This is a genomic window from Haloarcula montana (assembly GCF_035666295.1).
Lineage (GTDB): Archaea > Halobacteriota > Halobacteria > Halobacteriales > Haloarculaceae > Haloarcula > Haloarcula montana.
This window is the reverse complement of the sequence record NZ_CP142027.1, coordinates 1459980-1477449: the sequence shown is the minus strand read 5'-3', so window position 1 is coordinate 1477449 and position 17470 is coordinate 1459980. Positions and strand designations below refer to the sequence as shown.

The following is a 17470-nucleotide window of genomic DNA, read 5'->3' as shown; positions in this document are numbered from 1 at the left end:
ACTGGACCACCCTTATTACCCCCCTCCGACAACCCCGTTGTATGTCGGCTTCGGAACTGGCAGCGCGGGTTCGGCAGGCTCTCGATGTCGATGGCGAGGCGTTCAACGAGCGTGCCCGGGCGGAGGCCGAAGAGCTGAAGTCGGCCGTCCGGTCGGGAACGTTCGACAACAGTGAGGCCATCGTGGGGATGGAGCTGGAGCTGTACGCCGTCGACGACCGGACCGACGCGCTCCGCCGGGTACCCCGTCAGCTGCTGGAGCTCATCGGCTTCGAGAAGGAACTCGGGTTGCACAACGCCGAGATGCAGACCAGTCCGCAGCCGTTGAACTCCCACGGGTTGGCGGCACAGCGCAACGAGTTGAAGGCGTCGTTGATGCCCGCCGAGCAACGGCTCGGCAGCGAGGGGATCAGGCTGGTCGCCGACGGGATGTGGACGGTCCCACCCAACGGCGAGACTGCCGAGAGCTACCTCTGTGACGCCGTCGAACACGACGGGGTACGTATCGGGACCAACATGTCCGACTCGGTCCGGTACCACACGATGGCCAACACGGAGTATCCCGCCGCGTTCGAACTCGACGCCCCCAACGTCTCTCTGTCGGCGCCGACGGTGATGCCCGAGGCGCTCATCACGTCGATTCAGCCCCACTATCAGATCCCCCACGCGCCCGACCTTCCGGAGTATTTCAGCTACGCGCTCCGGGTCGCCGGACCGTTGCTCGCGCTCGGGGTCAACGCGCCGTTTTTCCCGCCGGACCTCTACGACGACGCCCCCGACCACGAGATCGTCGACCAGGCCCACATGGAGAACCGGATCGGCGTCTTCGAATCGGTGCTGAACCCGCCGGCTGAGGACCCGACGCCGCCGAAGGTGTGTTTCCCGCCGGACTTCGAGACCGTCGAGGAGGCCATCGACGACATCGTCGCCGACGACGTCATCGTCCCCATGGACCTCCAGTCGGGCGGTCGGTTCGACGACGACTTCGTTCACTTCCGGCACAAACACGGCTCGTACTGGCGGTGGGTCCGGCCGGTCTTCGAGGGGGCGACCCGCTCTGCGGCCAACGCCCGCATCGAGTTCCGCCCGCTGCCCGCCCAGCCGACGCTGGCCGACGCCATCGGCTTCGAGGCGGTCTTCGCCGGCCTGATGGCGAGTCTCCCGCGGTTCGAACATCCGATCCAGTCGCTGGACTGGGAGACGGCCAGGGACAACTTCTACGCCGCCGTCGAAGACGGTCTGCGTGCCGACATCGAGTGGATCACGGCAAACGGGGCGAGCACGACTGCCACCGACGAGCTGTACGGCGAGCTGTTCGAACTCGCCCGGGACGGCCTCGAACAGCGGGGGCTCTCGACGGAGGAAGCCCACGAGTACATCCGGCCGCTGCGGGAACGGGTCGACCGCCGGCTGACCCCCGCCCGCTGGAAACACGACTTCGTCCGTCGACGCGTCGAGGAGAACGTCCCGCTCGCGGAGGCGATCTGGGGGATGCAAGCCCAGTACATCCGCAACCAGCGGGACACGCTGTTGTCGGGGAGTTTCGTCGACTGGTTCGACTCGCCCGGAGAGACGGACGAGCGGCGGTAACAGGGAGCCGGTCGGCTGCTTATCCCGCTCCGGTCCATAGCCGACCACATGCGTCTCTCGACGACCGAACGCCGACTGCTCTGGCTCGGGACGGCACTGGTGGGAGTCATCCACCTGCTAGTGCCCGGTCTCCTGTTGCGAACCGCCCGGTTCGGCTACCGGACGGGACTCGCAGTCGAGTTCCGGCCCCGAAGCGGTGCCCGTAAGCGGGTCCGAGCAGTGGGGGTGGGGTTGCTGGCGCTCGCGGCCGTCGTCCGACGGCTACAGCGCTGACTCGACGTACTCGACGGCCGCCTGCGGATCGTCGACGTGTTCGATGCCGTCGACGTCGTGCGTTCCCAACCCGGCGACCGGTCGGTCCATGTCCAGGGCGTGACCCAGTTCCGAGAGTGTCCCCGTACTGCCGTCGACGGCGACGGCCGCGACGCCGTTCATTACGACCAGGACGTTCCGTGCATTTCCCATCCCGGTCGCGACGACGGTGTCGACGTAGTCGTTTGCCGCCGCGCGGTGCTCGCCCGGCAGGATTCCGATCGTGTGACCGCCGGCCTCGTTCGCACCCTTACAGACCGCTTCCATGACGCCACTCAGACCGCCACAGACGACTTCGTGACCGCGTTCGCCCAGCAGGCGGCCGACTTCCCGTGCCTGACCGTACTGTTCGTCGGTAACTGTCGAACCGCCGATGACGGAGATGCGCATGGCTGTCGATCGGTCGGCGACGACAAAAAGGACCCCCGGCCTACAGCTGGTCGAGCCAGTCCTGGGCGCGGGACTCAGTGGTCTCGGCGATCTCGGCCAACTCGGCCGCGTCGTACTCGCTCAGTTCCGCGACGGTCTCGATCCCCGCCGCGTGGAGGCGGTCGGCGTAGGTCGGACCGATGCCCGAGACGGTCTCGACGTCGGCGGCGGGTTCGACGCCGCCTTCCTCGGCCGCAACCGCGTCGTCGCCGGCGTCTTCCTCGGTCTCACCGGGCGACTCGACCTCGATGTCGACCTCGTCGCCGCCGTTGCGGTCCTTGTACCACTGTGCGACCTCGGGCCAGAGGTCGGCGTGGGTCGACGAGGACACCGACAGGCCGATGTGGCCGGTCGAGAACTCGATGGTCTTCGTGTCCTCGCTCGGAATGACCTCGTTGAACGGCTTGGAGGCCTCCGGCGGGATGAGGTGGTCGTACTCGCCCATCAACTGGAGGACGGGCATGTCGATGTTGTTCAGGTCGACGTGCTCGCCGTCGAGTTCCAGTTCGTTCTTGTAGAGCTTGTTGTCCTGGTAGATGTCTTCGAGGAACTGGACGTAGGCCTCGCCCGCGACGTCGATGCCGTCGCCGAGCCACTTCTCCATCCGGCCGAAGTTCTCGACGAACCCCTCGCTCTCGATGTTCTCCGCGAGGCGGATGTACTTCGAGACGTAGTTCTCGACGGGGTCCATCAGTGCAAAGCCAATGTCGAGCATATCCGCGGGGACGTTACCGAACGTCTCGGTGACGTCTTCGGGGGAGTAGTACTCGTCGCTGCCCCACTCTTCGAGGACGCCGCCGGTGTGGTCGAAACACAGGCCCGCGGCCATCAGCCCGAGCGTGTTGACCTTCTCGGGGCGGAGCGCGGCGTACATCACCGACATCGTCCCGCCCATACAGTAGCCCAGGATGTTGATCGCGTCGTGGCCCGAGCGCTCGCGGACGACGTCGACGCAGTTGTCCATGTAGCGGTTGACGTAGTCGTCCAGCGTCAGGTGCTGGTCGAGCCGCGACGGCTCGTTCCAGTCGATGAGATAGACGTCGTGGCCGGCCTCCAGCAGGCGCCGGACGACCGACCGCTCCTCCTGGAGATCCAGGATGTACGGCCGGTTGATCAGCGCGTACGTGATGAGGATCGGGATCGACTCCTTGTCGGCCTCGTCGACCTCGATCCCGGCGGCTTCGGCGTCGTAGTGGAGCAGTTCGAGCTTGTTCTCCTCGTAGACGACCTCGCTGGGCGTCTGGCCGACCTCGACGGACTCCATCAGCTCCAGGCGTTCGTCGGCGATCTGGCTCCGTTCGGCGGCCTCGCTCAGCGATTCCAGGGTCTTCGTCTGGAAGTTCAGTGCTGCCGCGAACGGGTTGACGGGCTCGCTAGACATCGTTCTCTTCGAGGTGTTCGAGGACGCGGTCGAGCTTCTGTTCGACGGCGTGCTGGCGGCGCTCGACTTCCAGTAGGCGCTCGCCGACCTCGTCGATGTCGTCCCGCGTCGGGAACCCCATCTGGGCGATGGCGTCCTGGCTCATCTCGTCGGCCTCCTGTTGCATATCCATCATCGACTCGACGAGCTGGCCGTTCGCGGCGGCGAAGGCGGACGTGCTCATCACGTTCTTGAACGCTTCGTTGGCCGACTGGAGCCAGATGTCACGGAACTCGGCGGGGTCGACGTCCTCGCCCTGGGCGGCGTCGGCCGACCGTTCCATCATCTGCTCGGTGGCGTCGAGCCAGGTCTCGTAGGCCTCGCCGTACCCCTCCATCCCCTCGCTCATCTCGCCTTCACTGGGGAGCGAGTCCTCGACGGCGTCGGCCCAGGACTCGACGAAGGCCGACTGGGCCTTCATGTTCTGCTCCATCGACTCCGCGACCGCGTTGTTCATCTCCTCGACGATCTCCGCCCATTCTTGTTGCATCTCGTTGTTGCTCATAGTATGTAGCTCGCGCGTTCGCGCACAAAAAACGGCTGGTTCGTTACGCCTCGACGGCGTCAGCGGCCTTCGCCTGCACTTCCTCGACCTGGGCCTGCATCTCCTCGACCTGTTCCTGGACCTCGTCGAGCTGGTCGCCGAACTGTTCGGCGGCTTCGATGGACTGGGACTCCAGTTCCTCGTGAGCGTCGACGAGCATCTCGACCTGCTCGGTGACGGCGTCGAGGTACTCCTGGGTCATATCGTCGTAGGCGTCGGCGCCTTCGACCATCTCGTTCTCGACGTTGTCGAAGACCTCTGCGTGGTTCTCCAGCAGGAAGTCGTACTGCTCGTCGACTGCCTGGCGGACCTCGTCGACGCTCCCGGCGACGCCGGGGACGGTCGCCTCGATCGCGTCGAGGTAGCTGTGGAAGGCGGTCTTCGAGAGCTCGACACCGCGGCGCTGTGCCGACTCCTGGGTGTCGAGACTGTCGATGACGGCCTCGTTGACGTTCTTCTGGAACTCGAAGCTCTGTTCGAGGGCCTTCTGGCTCTGTTCGATCGACGCGCGCTGCATTTCGAAAGCTGTCGTGACGGGGGTTGTGTAGTCTACCATTGGAATCACTCTGTGTTGTTATTGACCGGGAGGACGACTGCTTGGACGATATCCCCTTCGTCGATGTCGAGCGCCTCGCGCTCGGCATCGGGGATGCTGATGCGACCCCCGCTTTGCACGCGGGTCTTGAACGTCGCCATCTGACTCATCGCGCCGAGTTGGTTCATATCCATACTCGGCATACCGCCAGTGGCGAATAACTGCTTCATCATCTCCTGCTGTTGTTCCATCGCGTCCTCGCTTGCCTGTTGCATCCCTTTGAACATCGGGGGCCACAGCAGGCCATCGTCCTCGTCGGCCATCGGTACTACCACCTACACCCTTCAACGATATAAAACTTCCGCTGAATACCATCTGTTACCATTCAATGGCAACGAGTGGATATCGCTAGTCTCCCCCTTCGAACCACCTCTTTCGGGTGGTATATATTGAAAATATGATATTAAAATCCCGTTTCCGGCCGGTAGCCGGCTTCTCGTGGCTGTAGACGCTGAAACAACGCCAAGGTTTAATACCCGGACGACTAGATATCAGTATCGATGAGTTCTGAATCTCACCGGAACCCGCTGTTAGACACGTGGACGGAAACGTCTTCACACATGTTCAACAGCGTTGTCGCGGCCAACCGGGCAGCCTTCGCCGCCTTCGGTGTCCAACAGGACGGAGCGGACACAGAGGACGTCGTCGAACCCGTAGATCGTATCGAACCCGACGAAGACCTCCCCGAGTGGCACGTCTCGCTCTCGGAGGACCACCCCGACTACCTGGGTGTCGGCGACCGTGCGGAGTTCACGAAGACGATCTCCGAGGACGATGTCCGACAGTTCGCCGCCGCCAGCGGCGACACGAACCCGCTGCATCTGGACGACGAGTTCGCGGAGAACACCCGCTTCCGCGGGCGGATCGCCCACGGAACGCTGGTCGGCAGCCTCATCAGCGCGGCGCTTGCACGGCTGCCCGGACTCACGATCTATCTCTCACAGGACCTGGAGTTCCACAACCCGGTCCGGATCGGCGACCGTCTCACAGCCGAGTGCGAGATCGTCGAGGACCTCGGTGACGATCAGTACCGTCTCACGACCCGCGTCGTCGACGAGGGTGAAGTCGCCATCGACGGCGAGGCCGTCGTCCTGATCGACGATCTCCCGAACTAACAGAAGGCTCGCAGTGCCCGGTTGAAACGCTCTGGCTGCTCCCGGGGCGGACAGTGACCGCACTCCCGCAGTATCTTTAGCTCACTATCCGCGAGCGACGCGGCCGCTCGTTCGGTCCACGACTTCGGGAGCAGCGGGTCCGCGGCACCGTGGACCAGCAGTGTCGGGACCTCCAGTTCAGAGAGCCGACCGGAGTAATCCGTCTTGAACCCGGTAGCCCGGAACTCGCTGCGCTGCCAGCGGCGCATCGCTCGGACCGTCCGTCGGTCGACGACCGACGCGACCTGCTCGACTAGTTCCTGTGGCGGTTCGGCCGCGCCCATACCCCGAAGTCCGGCCCGGATCGCCGGTTTCGACGTGCTGACGCCCTGCCAGAGCATATTGCCTACGACGGGTGTCTGGAGGACACCGCTGGCGGCGACCCGCCAGTACGCGTCGGAACCGAGGCCGTAGCTGTCGACGAGGACGAGCCGTTCCACGTCGCCGCCGTCGAGAGCGTGTCCCAGCGCCAGCGCGCCGCCCATCGAGAGCCCCGCCATCGCGGGTTCGGTGACCTCGACGGCGTCGAGAAACGCCGCGACCGTCTCCAGGTAATACTCCGTCGTGTACGCCCGGTCGGGCTTGTCGCTGTCCCCGTGACCCGGCAGATCCGGTGCGTAGACGGTCCGTTCGTCCGCGAGTGCGGGTAAGGCGTGTCGCCACGATACCGTTGCGGCGTCCAGTCCGATCCCGTGGAGAAATACCAGTGGCGGTCCCTCGCCACCGGTCCGGTAGTGAACGTCGACGTCGTCACCGTCGACTCTCAACTCGACGGATTCCGACGTGATCTCGCTGGTCATCGAAGGTGTTCAGTGTCGGAGCGGCATCAGCCTTTCTCTCACTGTCCGTCGACCACCCACTTCGGTCACTTCCCGTCGCTATTTCTCTCGTAGGCACCGGCTTCGGCGAGCCGTCCCTGCTCGCGGACGATCGACGGCGTTCGACAGCGGCCGGGTTCGCCGGTCACCTGTGGGATCGTACAGTTGTTACAGCTCTCACACAGCGCGTCCTCGCCGGCCAGCAGACGCGCCCCCAGTCGTGGCTCGGCGTAGAACGGCCGGGCCATCCCCACCAGGTCGGCGGCGGGCGTATCGTCATCGGCAGCCAGATAGCGGTCACAGTCCGCCCGCGTCCGGAGACCGCCTTCGAGCAACACTGGCACGCCGACTCGCTCGCGGACCGCCCGACAGAACTCCGCGTTCCAGCCCGGTTCGTGGTCGAACCGGCGGGCCTGCCACCGATTCAGCAGTTCCACTGCACGCGCCCGGAGACGGCTCCCGAAGACCGACGCGTAGTCAGCCTGGAGGTCGCTGGCGTCCCACGCGCGGTCCGGGAAGGCACCGCGAACGATACTCATGTCCCAGAACGTCGATACCTCCACCGGGACGACGCCGTCGTACCCGATCCCGGCGACCCGTTCGGCGATGTCCAGCCCGTCCGCTCTCGAAAGGTGCCTTCGAACGAACTTCGGTGCGTCGGTCTCCGCAGGGACTTTCGTCACGAGCGGAATCGACCCGGCGTGGTCCCGGACGGCGTCGTGGATCGCTTCCATGAACCGAACACCGTCCGCGAACTCGTCGTCCCGGCGGTTGTAGAACGGCGAGAGGAACTGCTGGACCAGACTCATGTTCGCCGCCGAGAGGTGGATCCCGTCGTAGCCGGCGTCGGCGGCGTAGCCGGCACAGCGGCCGAACTGTTCGGCCAGATCCCACACGTCCTCGGTCGTGAGCACCTCCGGACGGAGCGAGATGAGTCCCGCCCGGTCGAGCAGCCGGAGCTGCCAGGGCGGTCGGGAGACGGCCAGTTGGCGCTGGTCCGGATGGCGGTTCCGATAGCCAGCGTGCCAGGTCGCCATGCTCCGCAGGCCGCCGTGGGCCAACTGGAGGAAGGCCCGGCCGCCGTGATCGTGGACGGCGTCGGTCAGCCGTTCGAGGCGCGCCACGAACGACTGATCGTGGACCCGGGTCATGTTCGGGGCCGCACAGCCGCCCCTGTCGGTGACGATGCTCGCCCCCTGGAAGACCAGCCCGACGCCGGATTCCGCGGTCGGTTCGAGTTCGTCGACGAGCGTGTCGACGGCGTCGGGGCCGTTGCCCGCACACTCCAGGACCGGTGCCCGGTAGAGCCGGTTCGGGACCGTGACTCCACCGATGTCGATCGGTTCGGTCAGGGCGGTCACAGTCTTCCGTCGCGGCACGGATGAGTACTGACGCGCACTCGGCCGGTTCGCTGTGGCTCCATGTTCGAAGGTAGCATACCGCGTCGAAAAACCCTGTCGCTACTTCTCGACCGGGAGCAACGCGACCCGCTCGCGGACGGCGTCGGCCAGCGTCCCCTCGGTTGCAGTGAGTTCCCCCTCACTCACGTCGAAGAACGACTGCACCCGTTCGCGGTCGTACTGGCCCAGCGTCTCGCCCGGATCGAGCGTGTCGGCCACGGCGGCCGCAGCGGCGCGTTCGTCACCGCCGACGACGACGGCGACGACCGGACACGTCCCCTCGCTGAGGCCCATCTCCAGCGCTTGGCTGATCTGGCGGCGACCGGCTGCGTACAGCAGGATCTCGACGCCGAAGTCGTCGGCGATCCCCTCACCGCGGTCGTGGGCGCGGGTCGCGAGTTTCACTGCCCGCTCTAGGTGTGCCCGATCGACGACGTAGCGGGCGTCGAACGCCTGGATCGTCGCGCCGTGGTCCGTCCCGATCGCGTCCAGGCGATCGACGAACGCCCCCACGTCCGCGACCGTCGCGGTGCCCTCGACGACCTCCATCAGAAATCCCCCAGGCTGGACTGGTCCTCGACGGTCTCGTCCGGTTCCGAGGCGTCGTCTTCGTCGACTGCCACGTCCGGGTCCGGGTCGACGCCGTCCATCGACGGATCGCGGTGGCCGGCGCTTTCGAGGACGTTTTCGGCGGTCTTTCGCCGGCCCCGGAGCGCCGCGAGGACGGTCGGTTTCGGGGCATCACGCAACTGGGCACGGTCGGTGATCCCGGCGTCGTAGAGCCGCCGCGCCCGTTTACGACCCACACCGCGCACGCCCGCGAGGTCGATGAGTTCCTCGCCGACGCCGTGTTCGACCCGGCGGCGGGCCTCGCTGATCGCCGGCCCGGCGTCCAGTCCGACCTCGCTGGCCAGGGACTCGGCGGCCCCGAGCAGCCACTGGGCGGTCTCGACTTTCCCGCGGATGTCCCCCGGGCCGACGCCGTAGCGTTCGGTGATCGTCTCCTCGTCGACCTCCGAGGCCCAGTCTTCGAGCAGGCGAGCGGTCTTGAACGACGCCAACCAGTCCTCGAAGCGATCGTCCTCGAACTCGGAGGGGGTCGGTCCCAGGAGTTCGGCCTCCCGCTCGTACACCGCCATCTCGTACTCCTCGCGGTCGCCCGACCGGAGGTACAGTTCGTACATGTCCGGCGTGCGCGAGACGAGATGGAAGAGGCCGAGCGCCGAGATGTCGTCGGGATCGGTGTCGGCCGCCTGTTCGCCGTCCGCGAGTTCGTTCGCGGTCGTGAACCCGTCCTCGGCAGGCGTTGTGTCGTCCGCGCCGGCGTGGCGTTCCCAGTGTTCGAGCCCGTCGACGATCTCGGCGGCGCTCATCGGATCGAGGTAGAGCCGCGAGACCGTGTGGCCCAGCGAGGTCGCGTCGAGTTCGTCGTCGTCCCGCTCGACGAACCCGTTCCGTTCCAGATACGTGAGCACGTCGTCGACGACCCGTTCGAGCCGGCCGCTCTCAGCGGTCTGGCTGGCGTAGAGCGTCTGTTCGAGGAACTCCAGCAGGCCGCCACGAGAGCGGGCGAACCCGGAGGCGACCGTCGCGAGGATGTGGGTCCGCAGGGCCGGCTCGGCGGCGAGTTTCGACCGGACCGGCTCGGGATCGGCCCAGACGTACCGCTCGAACAGTTCGTCCAGTTCATCGTGGCTGTTGGCGATCAGCGCCGCCTCGCCGTAGGGGTCCAGGCCGGGTCGACCGGCCCGGCCCATCATCTGGTGGACTTCAAGGACCGAGAGCGGTTGCATCCCGCCGGCTTCGCCGTCGTAGCGGCGCCAGTCCCGGACGACGACCCGACGGGAGGGCGTGTTCACCCCCGCAGCCAGCGTCGGCGTCGCACAGACGACCTTCACGAGGCGGTCCCGGAACGCGTCCTCGACGAGTTCCCGGTGGCCCCGTGCGAGGCCGGCGTGGTGGAACGCCGCCCCGTCGGCGACGGCGTCGGCGAGGTCGTCGCTGGTCTCGGTGTCGCTCACGTCCCGGATCTCGGCGGCCACGTCGGCCAACTGGTCGCGTTCCTCGTCGGTGAGGTGTGGCCGGACCGTACTCCCCAACCGTCCGGCGGCCGACTCGGCGTTGCGCCGGGAGTTGACGAACACCAGCGTCGAGCCGCCCTCCTCGACGACGGCGCCGTCCTCGTCGGTGTCGTCGGTCAGCGTGTCCCGGACGATGGCGGCGGTCGGCTTCTCGTTGTTCTGTACGGCCAGCCGTTGCTGGCTCCCGTCTTCGAGATGTAACGCCTGGCCGTAGTGGACCCCCTTCTGGAGGTCGATTGGGCGCCAGTCCGAGTCGACCAGTTCGGCGTCGAGCCAGCCGGCGAGTTCGTCGGCGTTGCCGATGGTCGCGGACAGCGCGACCGTCTGCAGATCGGGGTTGAGCCGGCGGAGCTTCGCCAGGGTCACCTCCAGGGTCGGCCCCCGGTTGCCGTCGTCGACGAGGTGGACCTCGTCGCTGACGACGCAGCTCAGGTCCCCGATCCAGGGCGCGTCGTTTCGCACGAGGGAATCGACCTTCTCGCTGGTCGCGACGACGATGTCCTTGTCTGCCAGCCAGCCGCCGTCGGACTCGTAGTTCCCCGTCGAGACGCCCACGTCCAGCCCGTACTCCTCGAACTGTTCGAACTCCGCGCGCTTCTCGCTGGCCAGCGCCCGCAGCGGGACGATATACAGCGCCGTCCCGCCACGAGCGACCGACGACAGCATCGCCAGCTCCGCCACGAGAGTCTTTCCGCTCGCCGTCGGGATGGCAGCGACGAGGTTCTCGCCCCTGGTGACACCGGCCTCGACGGCCTCGGCCTGGGGTGGGTACAACTCCTCGATCCCGTCGGCACGTAGATGGTCGGGCAGCCAGTCGGGCACGCCCGGCAGGTCCGCAACGTCCATTACCGATCGATTGGGTCCTGCCGCGATTTAAACTGTTGCACTGGGGCCGAACACTGATGTGGACGACCGGCTCGGTTCACGGGTTACGGAACCATCCGCCTCGCCGGCCGAACACTCATGTGGACGGCCGGCGGAGCCTACGGTATTGAATGGCTCGTCGCTACGACCACACGCGGGTCCAGGAGTACTGGCAACACGTCTGGGAGCGGGAGGGCGTCTACGACTGTCCCGACGACGCCGTCGGAACGAGTTCCGGCGACCCCTCGGTCGGTGACGCTCCTGAGGACGCCGCCGACCCGACCTACGTGCTGGGGATGTTCCCCTACACCTCCGGATCGCTGCATATGGGACACATCCGCAACTACGCGATCACCGACGCATACGCCCGGTTTCGACGGATGGACGGGGACGACGTGCTGCACCCGATGGGATGGGACGCCTTCGGCCTGCCCGCCGAGAACGCCGCCTACCAGCGGGATACCGACCCCGAATCCTGGACCCGCTCGTGCATCGAGCGGATGCGCGACGATCTCGAAGAGATGGGCTTTGGGTACGACTGGTCGCGGGAGATAACCACCTGCGATCCGGCGTACTACCGCTGGAACCAGTGGCTGTTCACCCGTTTCTACGACGAGGGGTTAGTCGAGTACGACGCCGCGACGGTCAACTGGTGTCCCGACTGCGAGACGGTGCTGGCCGACGCACAGGTCGAACGCCCCGACGGGACCGACCGCCACGGTCCGGGACACGGCGACGACCGGGGTGTCTGCTGGCGCTGTGGCACCGATGTCGAACAGCGCGACCTCGACCAGTGGTTCTTTACGATCACCGACTACGCCGACGAACTCTACGACGGCCTGGACGACCTGGACGGGTGGCCGGAGGGTGTCAGAGACAGCCAGCGCAACTGGATCGGGCGCCAGGAGGGCGCTCGCGTGGCCTTCGAGACCGATGGCGGACCGATCGAGGCGTTTACGACCCAACTCGACACCGTCTACGGCGCGACCTATCTCGCGGTCTCGCCGGGCCACGACATCGCCCGAGCGATAGCCGAGGACGACGACGCCGTCGCCGACTACGTCGAGTCGGTCGCCGACGCCGACGACGCCGGCCTGAGCGGGGTCGAGACCGATCTCACGGCGACCCACCCATACACCGGCGAGGAGTTGCCGGTGTACGTCGCCGCCTACGTCTTAGACGACGTGGGGACCGGCGCCGTGATGGGCGTCCCGGCCCACAACGAACGGGACCACGCCTTCGCCGACGAACACGACCTCCCGGTCGAGCAGGTCGTCGAGCCCGTCGACGGCACCGAGACGAACCTCCCCGGGAAACCGTACACCGAGGACGGGATGCTCACCGACAGCGGCGCGTACGACGGGCTGGCGAGTACGGCCGCCCGCGACCGACTGCTGGACCACGACGGTGCCGAAGCGGCGACGACCTACCGGCTGCGGGACTGGCTGATCTCCCGGCAGCGGTACTGGGGAACGCCCATCCCGATCGTCCACTGCGACGACTGCGGCCACGTCCCCGTCCCCGACGACGAGTTGCCGGTCGAGTTACCCGAGTACGTCCAGACGACCGGAAACCCCCTCGACGCCGCCGAGGAGTGGAAACGGACTACCTGTCCCGACTGCGGGGCCGACGCCGTCCGGGAGACCGACACGATGGACACCTTCGTCGACTCCTCGTGGTACTTCCTGCGCTACCTCTCGCCTCACTTCGACGAGGCTCCCTTCGATCAGGCGACTGCCGACGAGTGGCTCCCCGTCGATGTCTACGTCGGCGGCGAGGAACACGCTGTCCTCCACCTGCTGTACATCCGATTTTTCACGCGGGCGCTCGCCGACCTGGGCCTGCTCGATCGCCGGGAGCCAGTCGACCGGCTCATCAACCAGGGGACGGTGCTCCACAGCGGCGAGAAGATGTCCAAATCGAAGGGCAACGACATCGCACCCCACGAGTACGGCGCCGAGACCACGCGGCTGTTCGTCCTCTCGGCGGCCCACCCCGCCCAGGACTTCGAGTGGACGGTCAAGGACGTCTCGACGGCCTACGAGTTCCAGCAGACCCTCTACGCGATGGCAACCGACTTCGCCGAGGGAGCGGATCGGACCGACACCGCCGATCACGACGCCTACCTCGAACGGGAGATCGACCGCACCATCGCCGCGGTCACCGAGGAGTACGAGCGGTTCCGGTTCCACCGCGTGGTCAGCGAACTCCAGCGGTTCGCCCGCCTGTTGCGACGGTACGCGAGCTACGAGGAGCCCTACCGCTTTGCCTACGGGCGGGCACTGCGGGTGCTGACGAAACTGGTCGCACCGATCGCGCCCTACCTCGCCGAGGAGATGTGGCTCACCCTGGACGAGGACGGTCCGGTCGCGGCCGCTAGCTGGCCTGAACCGCTCCGCGAAGTCGACCACTACCGCATCGAACGCCAACTCGTCCGCCGAACGCTCGACGACGTCCGTGAGATCACCGAGGTCGTCGACATCGACGATCCCGATGCGATCGAACTCGTCGTCGCGCCGGCCTGGAAGTACGACGCCTACGAGATCGCCCGCGCGGCCGATCCCGACGACGCCATCGTCGGTGCGATCATGGACGACGGGACGATCCGGGACCACGGCGACGACGCGGCCGACTACGCCGCCGACCTGGCCGAAAAAGGGGCCGGCCTGGAACCGATCGTCGACGGGGAACGCGAGTTGTCGGTGCTGGAACAGGCCCGCTGGCTGTTCGAAGACGAGTTCGGCGCCGACGTGGCGGTGCGCCGTGGCGGCGACGACGATCTCGCCCGGAAAGCCCGGCCGAACAAGCCCGCGATCCACATCTCCTGACCCCGAGCGCAACCGTTTTCTCGTCGCCGGCCGCCATCCGAGCTATGGCAATCGGTGACGTGTTCGAGGCCGAGCACTGCGAGGACGTCTACTACGTCGACACCGGCATGTTCGATGTCGAGGAGTACGGATCGGTGTACATCGTCGACGCCGAGCGGCCCGCACTCGTGGATACGGGTATCGGGACCCGGTACGAGAACGTCCTCGACGCGATGGACGAGGTCGGGATCGCCCCCGCTGACCTCGACGTGATCGCGCTGACGCACGTCCATCTGGACCACGCCGGCGGCGCCGGCCACCTCGTCGAGGCGTGTCCGAACGCCACGGTGTACGTCCACGGCTCCGGTGCGCGCCACCTGATCGATCCCGAGCGGCTCTGGGAGGGGACCAAACGGGCCGTCGGCGACCAGATCCAGTACTACGTCGAGCCGGAACCGATCCCCGAGGACCGCATCGAGACGATCGAGGACGGCGACGAGATCGACTTAGGCGATCATAGCTTCGAGGTCGTCCACGCACCGGGGCACGCCCCCCACCAGGTCGTCTTCTACGATCCGGCCATCGACGGCGTGTTCACCGCCGACGCTGCTGGCATCTACACGCCCTCGACCGACGAGATCCACGTCACGAGCCCGCCGGCGAACTTCGAGCTGGAGACGGCCCTCGAAGATGTCGAACGCATCCAGCAGCTCGATCCGGAGACGCTGCTGTACGGGCACTTCGGGCCGGCCCCGACCGACGACCGGTTGGCGGTGTACGCCGACAAACTCGCCGAGTGGGTCGCCGAGGTGGCCGAAGTCCGTGCCGATCTCGGCGACGACGACGCCGTCGTCGACCACTTCGTCGAGACCGTCGAGACCGCCGATGTCTGGAGCGATCACAAATCCAGGGCCGAGGTCGCGATGAACGTCCGGGGCGTACTGGTCGCGCTGGATCGCCGAGCGGAGTGATACGAACCCCGGCCGGCGCTCCGGTGAGTAGACGCGTTTATCAGTGATCCGCTCGTTTGCCCGGACTGATGGAGGACACCAGTGGCTGGTAGCTCGACACTACTGATCCCTCTCGTCGCCGGTATCATCGGACTCGGTGTGATCGCACAGCTCGCGGCCGCTCGGCTCAGAATCCCGAGTATCATCTTCTACCTGCTCGTCGGGGTTATCATCGGGCAACCGGGACTGGGGATCATCGGCAGCGGCACCTTCGGCGGTGCGCTGTCAGCAATCGTCGGTCTGGCTGTCGCGATCATCGTCTTCGAGGGGGCCTATCACCTACGGTTCGAACGCATCAGGGAGGCGCCCGCGGCGACGTTCCGGCTCGTGACTCTCGGCGCCGCTATCGCGTTGCTCGGGACCGCCGTCGCGGTCAAGTTCGCCTTCAGTGAACCCGCGGTCTCCTGGAACCTCGCTTTTCTCATCGGCGCCCTGCTGGTGGCGACGGGACCGACGGTCATCACGCCGATCCTGAACGTCGTCCCGGTCCGGGATCGGGTTGCGACCGCCTTGGAGACGGAGGGGATCGTCAACGACGTCACCGCGGCGATCATCGCGGTCGTCGTCTTCGAGACGGTCAACCCCGCTGCGAACAGCCAGGGGCTGGTCCGGGCGTTCGCGTTCCGACTGGGGACCGGGTTGCTGGTCGGACTGATCGTCGCGGGCCTGTTGTACTACCTGCTACAGTATATCGATCTCTCGCCGAGCGATGCGCCCAGAAACGCCCGGCTGTTGACGCTCGCCGGTGCCCTAGTCGCCTACGCCGCAGCCAACACCATCGCCACCGAGGCCGGCGTCGCCGCGGCCGCGACCGCCGGGGTCGCACTGGGGAACATCGACCACCCATACGAGGAGGACATCGAGGAGTTCAAAGGCGACATCACGCTGCTCGTCCTTTCGTTCGTCTTTATTGCGCTCGCGGCACAGCTGAGCCTCGACGCGCTCATCGATGTCGGGCTGGCCGGGATTATTGTCGTCGCCGCCGTCGCCTTGCTCATCCGTCCGCTGCTCGTGTTCATCTCGATGACCGGCGATCGGTTTACCCGGGCCGAGAAACTGTTCGTCAGCTTCGTCGGTCCACGCGGGATCATTCCGGCGTCGGTCGCGACGCTGTTTGCAGTCGAGTTGAATACTGTCGCCGAGGAACGGCGGACCGAGGCGGCCGAACTTACCGGTGCGGAGGCCGACGCGCTTCTCCAGCAGGCCCAACTACTGGGGACACAGGCCGAGATACTGCTGGGGACCGTCTTTCTCGTCATCTTCGTGACTGCTCTGCTAGAGGGCGGTTTCGCGCGTACGATCGCGGAGAAACTGAATGTGATACCAATGCGAGTCATCATCGTCGGCGGCGGCAAGGTCGGCCGCGCACTCGCCGAACGGCTGGAGGACCGAGGGGAAAACATCGTCATCATCGAACAGGACGAATCGATCGTCGAACGCGCCCGTAACGAGGGGTACGCGGTCGAGATCGGTGACGGCACCGACACGGACGTGTTACGCTCCGCCGGTGCCGAGAACGCAAAGACAGTCGTCGCTGCGACCGGCGACGACGACGCGAACCTGCTGGTCTCACAGCTGGCCAGTTCGAAGTTCGGCGTCGAGCGGATCATCGCCCGCGCGAACAACCCCGACAACGTCGAGGCCTTCGAGGATCTCGGCGTCCGGACCATCTCCTCGGCGATGGCGACCGCCTGGGCCATCGACAACCAGATCGAACGGCCGGCCATCGCTCACTGGATGACCGACGTGGGCCGGAGCGGCGATGTCCAGGAGATCGAAGTCAAAAACGGGGAGCTGATCGGCAAATCCGTCCGTGAGGTCGGGCCGATGCTTCCCGATGCCTGTCTCATCGCGCTAGTCAGCGGCAAAGACTACCAGGACGCACAGGTTCCGACCGCCGACTACGTCCTTCAGGAGGGGGACATGGTGACACTGCTCGGTCGCCACGAGTCGGTCCGTGACGGGATGAAACTCGTCGCTGACGACTAGTCTTGCTGCCAGGGCGACCCGTCGCCTTCGCCGCTCGTCTTGTAGGTTCCACGAGCCGTCGCGACGTGATGGCCGTTGGCGTCGTACACGTCGATATCGACGACGGCGACGCTACCGCCCATCCGAATCACGTCGGCCTCGGCGCGTATATCCGCCGTCGCCGGCGCGAGGTAGTCGATCCGCATGTCCACCGTCGGTGAGATCGTCTCCGACAGCGAGACGACGGCCGCGCCGCCGACCGTGTCGACGAGCGAGTACGTGACGCCGCCGTGTGCGATCCGCTGGGTCGGGTTCGACGAGTGTTCGGGTTGCAACGGGAGCCGACCCTCGGCGTGACCTTCGTCGGCGGCAGTGAGCACTATTCCCAACTCCTCGACGAACGGCAACTCGTTGAAGATTCCCTCGACGTCCATACGCTCACGACGGCGGCGAGAGGCATAAGCCCACGAGAACCCGGT

At 66.3% G+C, this 17470-nt stretch carries 15 protein-coding genes and 1 pseudogene; 6 read left to right on the top strand and 10 right to left on the bottom strand.

Going from position 1 to position 17470, the window contains the following annotated elements:
* The first annotated feature begins 41 nt into the window (after positions 1 to 41).
* The gene (locus VJ109_RS07650; protein WP_324760295.1) at positions 42 to 1589 is read left to right on the top strand and encodes a glutamate-cysteine ligase family protein; all 1548 of its coding nucleotides are present in this window, start codon (positions 42 to 44) and stop codon (positions 1587 to 1589) included.
* Positions 1590 to 1637: 48 nt separating this feature from the next.
* Positions 1638 to 1862, top strand: coding sequence for a hypothetical protein (locus VJ109_RS07645; RefSeq protein ID WP_324760293.1), 225 nt, complete (start codon positions 1638 to 1640; stop codon positions 1860 to 1862).
* On the opposite strand, the gene VJ109_RS07640 is transcribed toward VJ109_RS07645, so the two are convergent.
* The 5 genes and pseudogenes from VJ109_RS07640 to VJ109_RS07620 form a co-directional block, all read right to left on the bottom strand.
* Positions 1851 to 2291, bottom strand: a complete 441-nt coding sequence (locus tag VJ109_RS07640; RefSeq protein WP_324760292.1) for a TIGR00725 family protein — start codon at positions 2289 to 2291, stop codon at positions 1851 to 1853. The genes VJ109_RS07645 and VJ109_RS07640 overlap by 12 nt on opposite strands.
* A gap of 40 nt (positions 2292 to 2331) precedes the next feature.
* Positions 2332 to 3717 (bottom strand): annotated as a pseudogene (phaC, locus tag VJ109_RS07635) (class III poly(R)-hydroxyalkanoic acid synthase subunit PhaC); the annotation flags it as partial.
* Positions 3704 to 4255 (bottom strand): poly(R)-hydroxyalkanoic acid synthase subunit PhaE, encoded by a 552-nt coding sequence (locus VJ109_RS07630; RefSeq protein ID WP_324760290.1) that lies wholly within the window; start codon positions 4253 to 4255, stop codon positions 3704 to 3706. The pseudogene phaC and the gene VJ109_RS07630, both read right to left, overlap by 14 nt.
* A gap of 43 nt (positions 4256 to 4298) precedes the next feature.
* The gene (locus VJ109_RS07625) at positions 4299 to 4850 is read right to left on the bottom strand and encodes a hypothetical protein (RefSeq protein WP_324760289.1); all 552 of its coding nucleotides are present in this window, start codon (positions 4848 to 4850) and stop codon (positions 4299 to 4301) included.
* A 5-nt stretch (positions 4851 to 4855) separates the two neighbouring features.
* Entirely contained in the window at positions 4856 to 5152 is a 297-nt protein-coding gene (locus tag VJ109_RS07620; RefSeq protein WP_324760286.1) for an AbrB/MazE/SpoVT family DNA-binding domain-containing protein, read from the bottom strand.
* Between the two features lie 297 nt (positions 5153 to 5449).
* Here VJ109_RS07620 and VJ109_RS07615 point away from each other — a divergent pair, with 297 nt between their 5' ends.
* The gene (locus VJ109_RS07615; protein WP_324760318.1) at positions 5450 to 6004 is read left to right on the top strand and encodes a MaoC family dehydratase; all 555 of its coding nucleotides are present in this window, start codon (positions 5450 to 5452) and stop codon (positions 6002 to 6004) included.
* Here VJ109_RS07615 and VJ109_RS07610 read toward each other — a convergent pair.
* The 4 genes from VJ109_RS07610 to VJ109_RS07595 form a co-directional block, all read right to left on the bottom strand.
* Positions 6001 to 6843 (bottom strand): alpha/beta fold hydrolase, encoded by an 843-nt coding sequence (locus VJ109_RS07610; RefSeq protein ID WP_324760284.1) that lies wholly within the window; start codon positions 6841 to 6843, stop codon positions 6001 to 6003. The genes VJ109_RS07615 and VJ109_RS07610 overlap by 4 nt on opposite strands.
* A gap of 65 nt (positions 6844 to 6908) precedes the next feature.
* A complete protein-coding gene (locus VJ109_RS07605) occupies positions 6909 to 8222 on the bottom strand; it encodes an oxidoreductase (protein WP_324760282.1) in 1314 nt (437 codons plus the stop codon).
* A 99-nt stretch (positions 8223 to 8321) separates the two neighbouring features.
* The gene (cgi121, locus tag VJ109_RS07600; protein ID WP_324760280.1) at positions 8322 to 8810 is read right to left on the bottom strand and encodes a KEOPS complex subunit Cgi121; all 489 of its coding nucleotides are present in this window, start codon (positions 8808 to 8810) and stop codon (positions 8322 to 8324) included.
* Positions 8810 to 11188 carry an ATP-dependent DNA helicase gene (locus VJ109_RS07595; RefSeq protein WP_324760278.1) on the bottom strand — a complete coding sequence of 793 codons (2379 nt, stop codon included), beginning with the start codon at positions 11186 to 11188 and terminating at the stop codon, positions 8810 to 8812. The genes cgi121 and VJ109_RS07595 overlap by 1 nt, the downstream gene beginning before the upstream one ends.
* 149 nt (positions 11189 to 11337) lie before the next feature.
* On the opposite strand from VJ109_RS07595, the gene leuS reads away from it, so the two are divergent.
* The 3 genes from leuS (at position 11338) to VJ109_RS07580 (ending at position 17012) form a co-directional block, all read left to right on the top strand.
* The gene (gene leuS, locus VJ109_RS07590; protein WP_324760276.1) at positions 11338 to 14034 is read left to right on the top strand and encodes a leucine--tRNA ligase; all 2697 of its coding nucleotides are present in this window, start codon (positions 11338 to 11340) and stop codon (positions 14032 to 14034) included.
* A 44-nt stretch (positions 14035 to 14078) separates the two neighbouring features.
* Positions 14079 to 14984, top strand: a complete 906-nt coding sequence (locus tag VJ109_RS07585; protein ID WP_324760274.1) for an MBL fold metallo-hydrolase — start codon at positions 14079 to 14081, stop codon at positions 14982 to 14984.
* Positions 14985 to 15065: 81 nt separating this feature from the next.
* Entirely contained in the window at positions 15066 to 17012 is a 1947-nt protein-coding gene (locus VJ109_RS07580) for a cation:proton antiporter domain-containing protein (RefSeq protein WP_324760271.1), read from the top strand.
* On the opposite strand, the gene VJ109_RS07575 is transcribed toward VJ109_RS07580, so the two are convergent.
* Complete coding sequence (locus tag VJ109_RS07575; RefSeq protein WP_324760269.1) at positions 17009 to 17425, bottom strand: PaaI family thioesterase; 417 nt, start codon at positions 17423 to 17425, stop codon at positions 17009 to 17011. The genes VJ109_RS07580 and VJ109_RS07575 overlap by 4 nt on opposite strands.
* Positions 17426 to 17470: the final 45 nt, after the last annotated feature.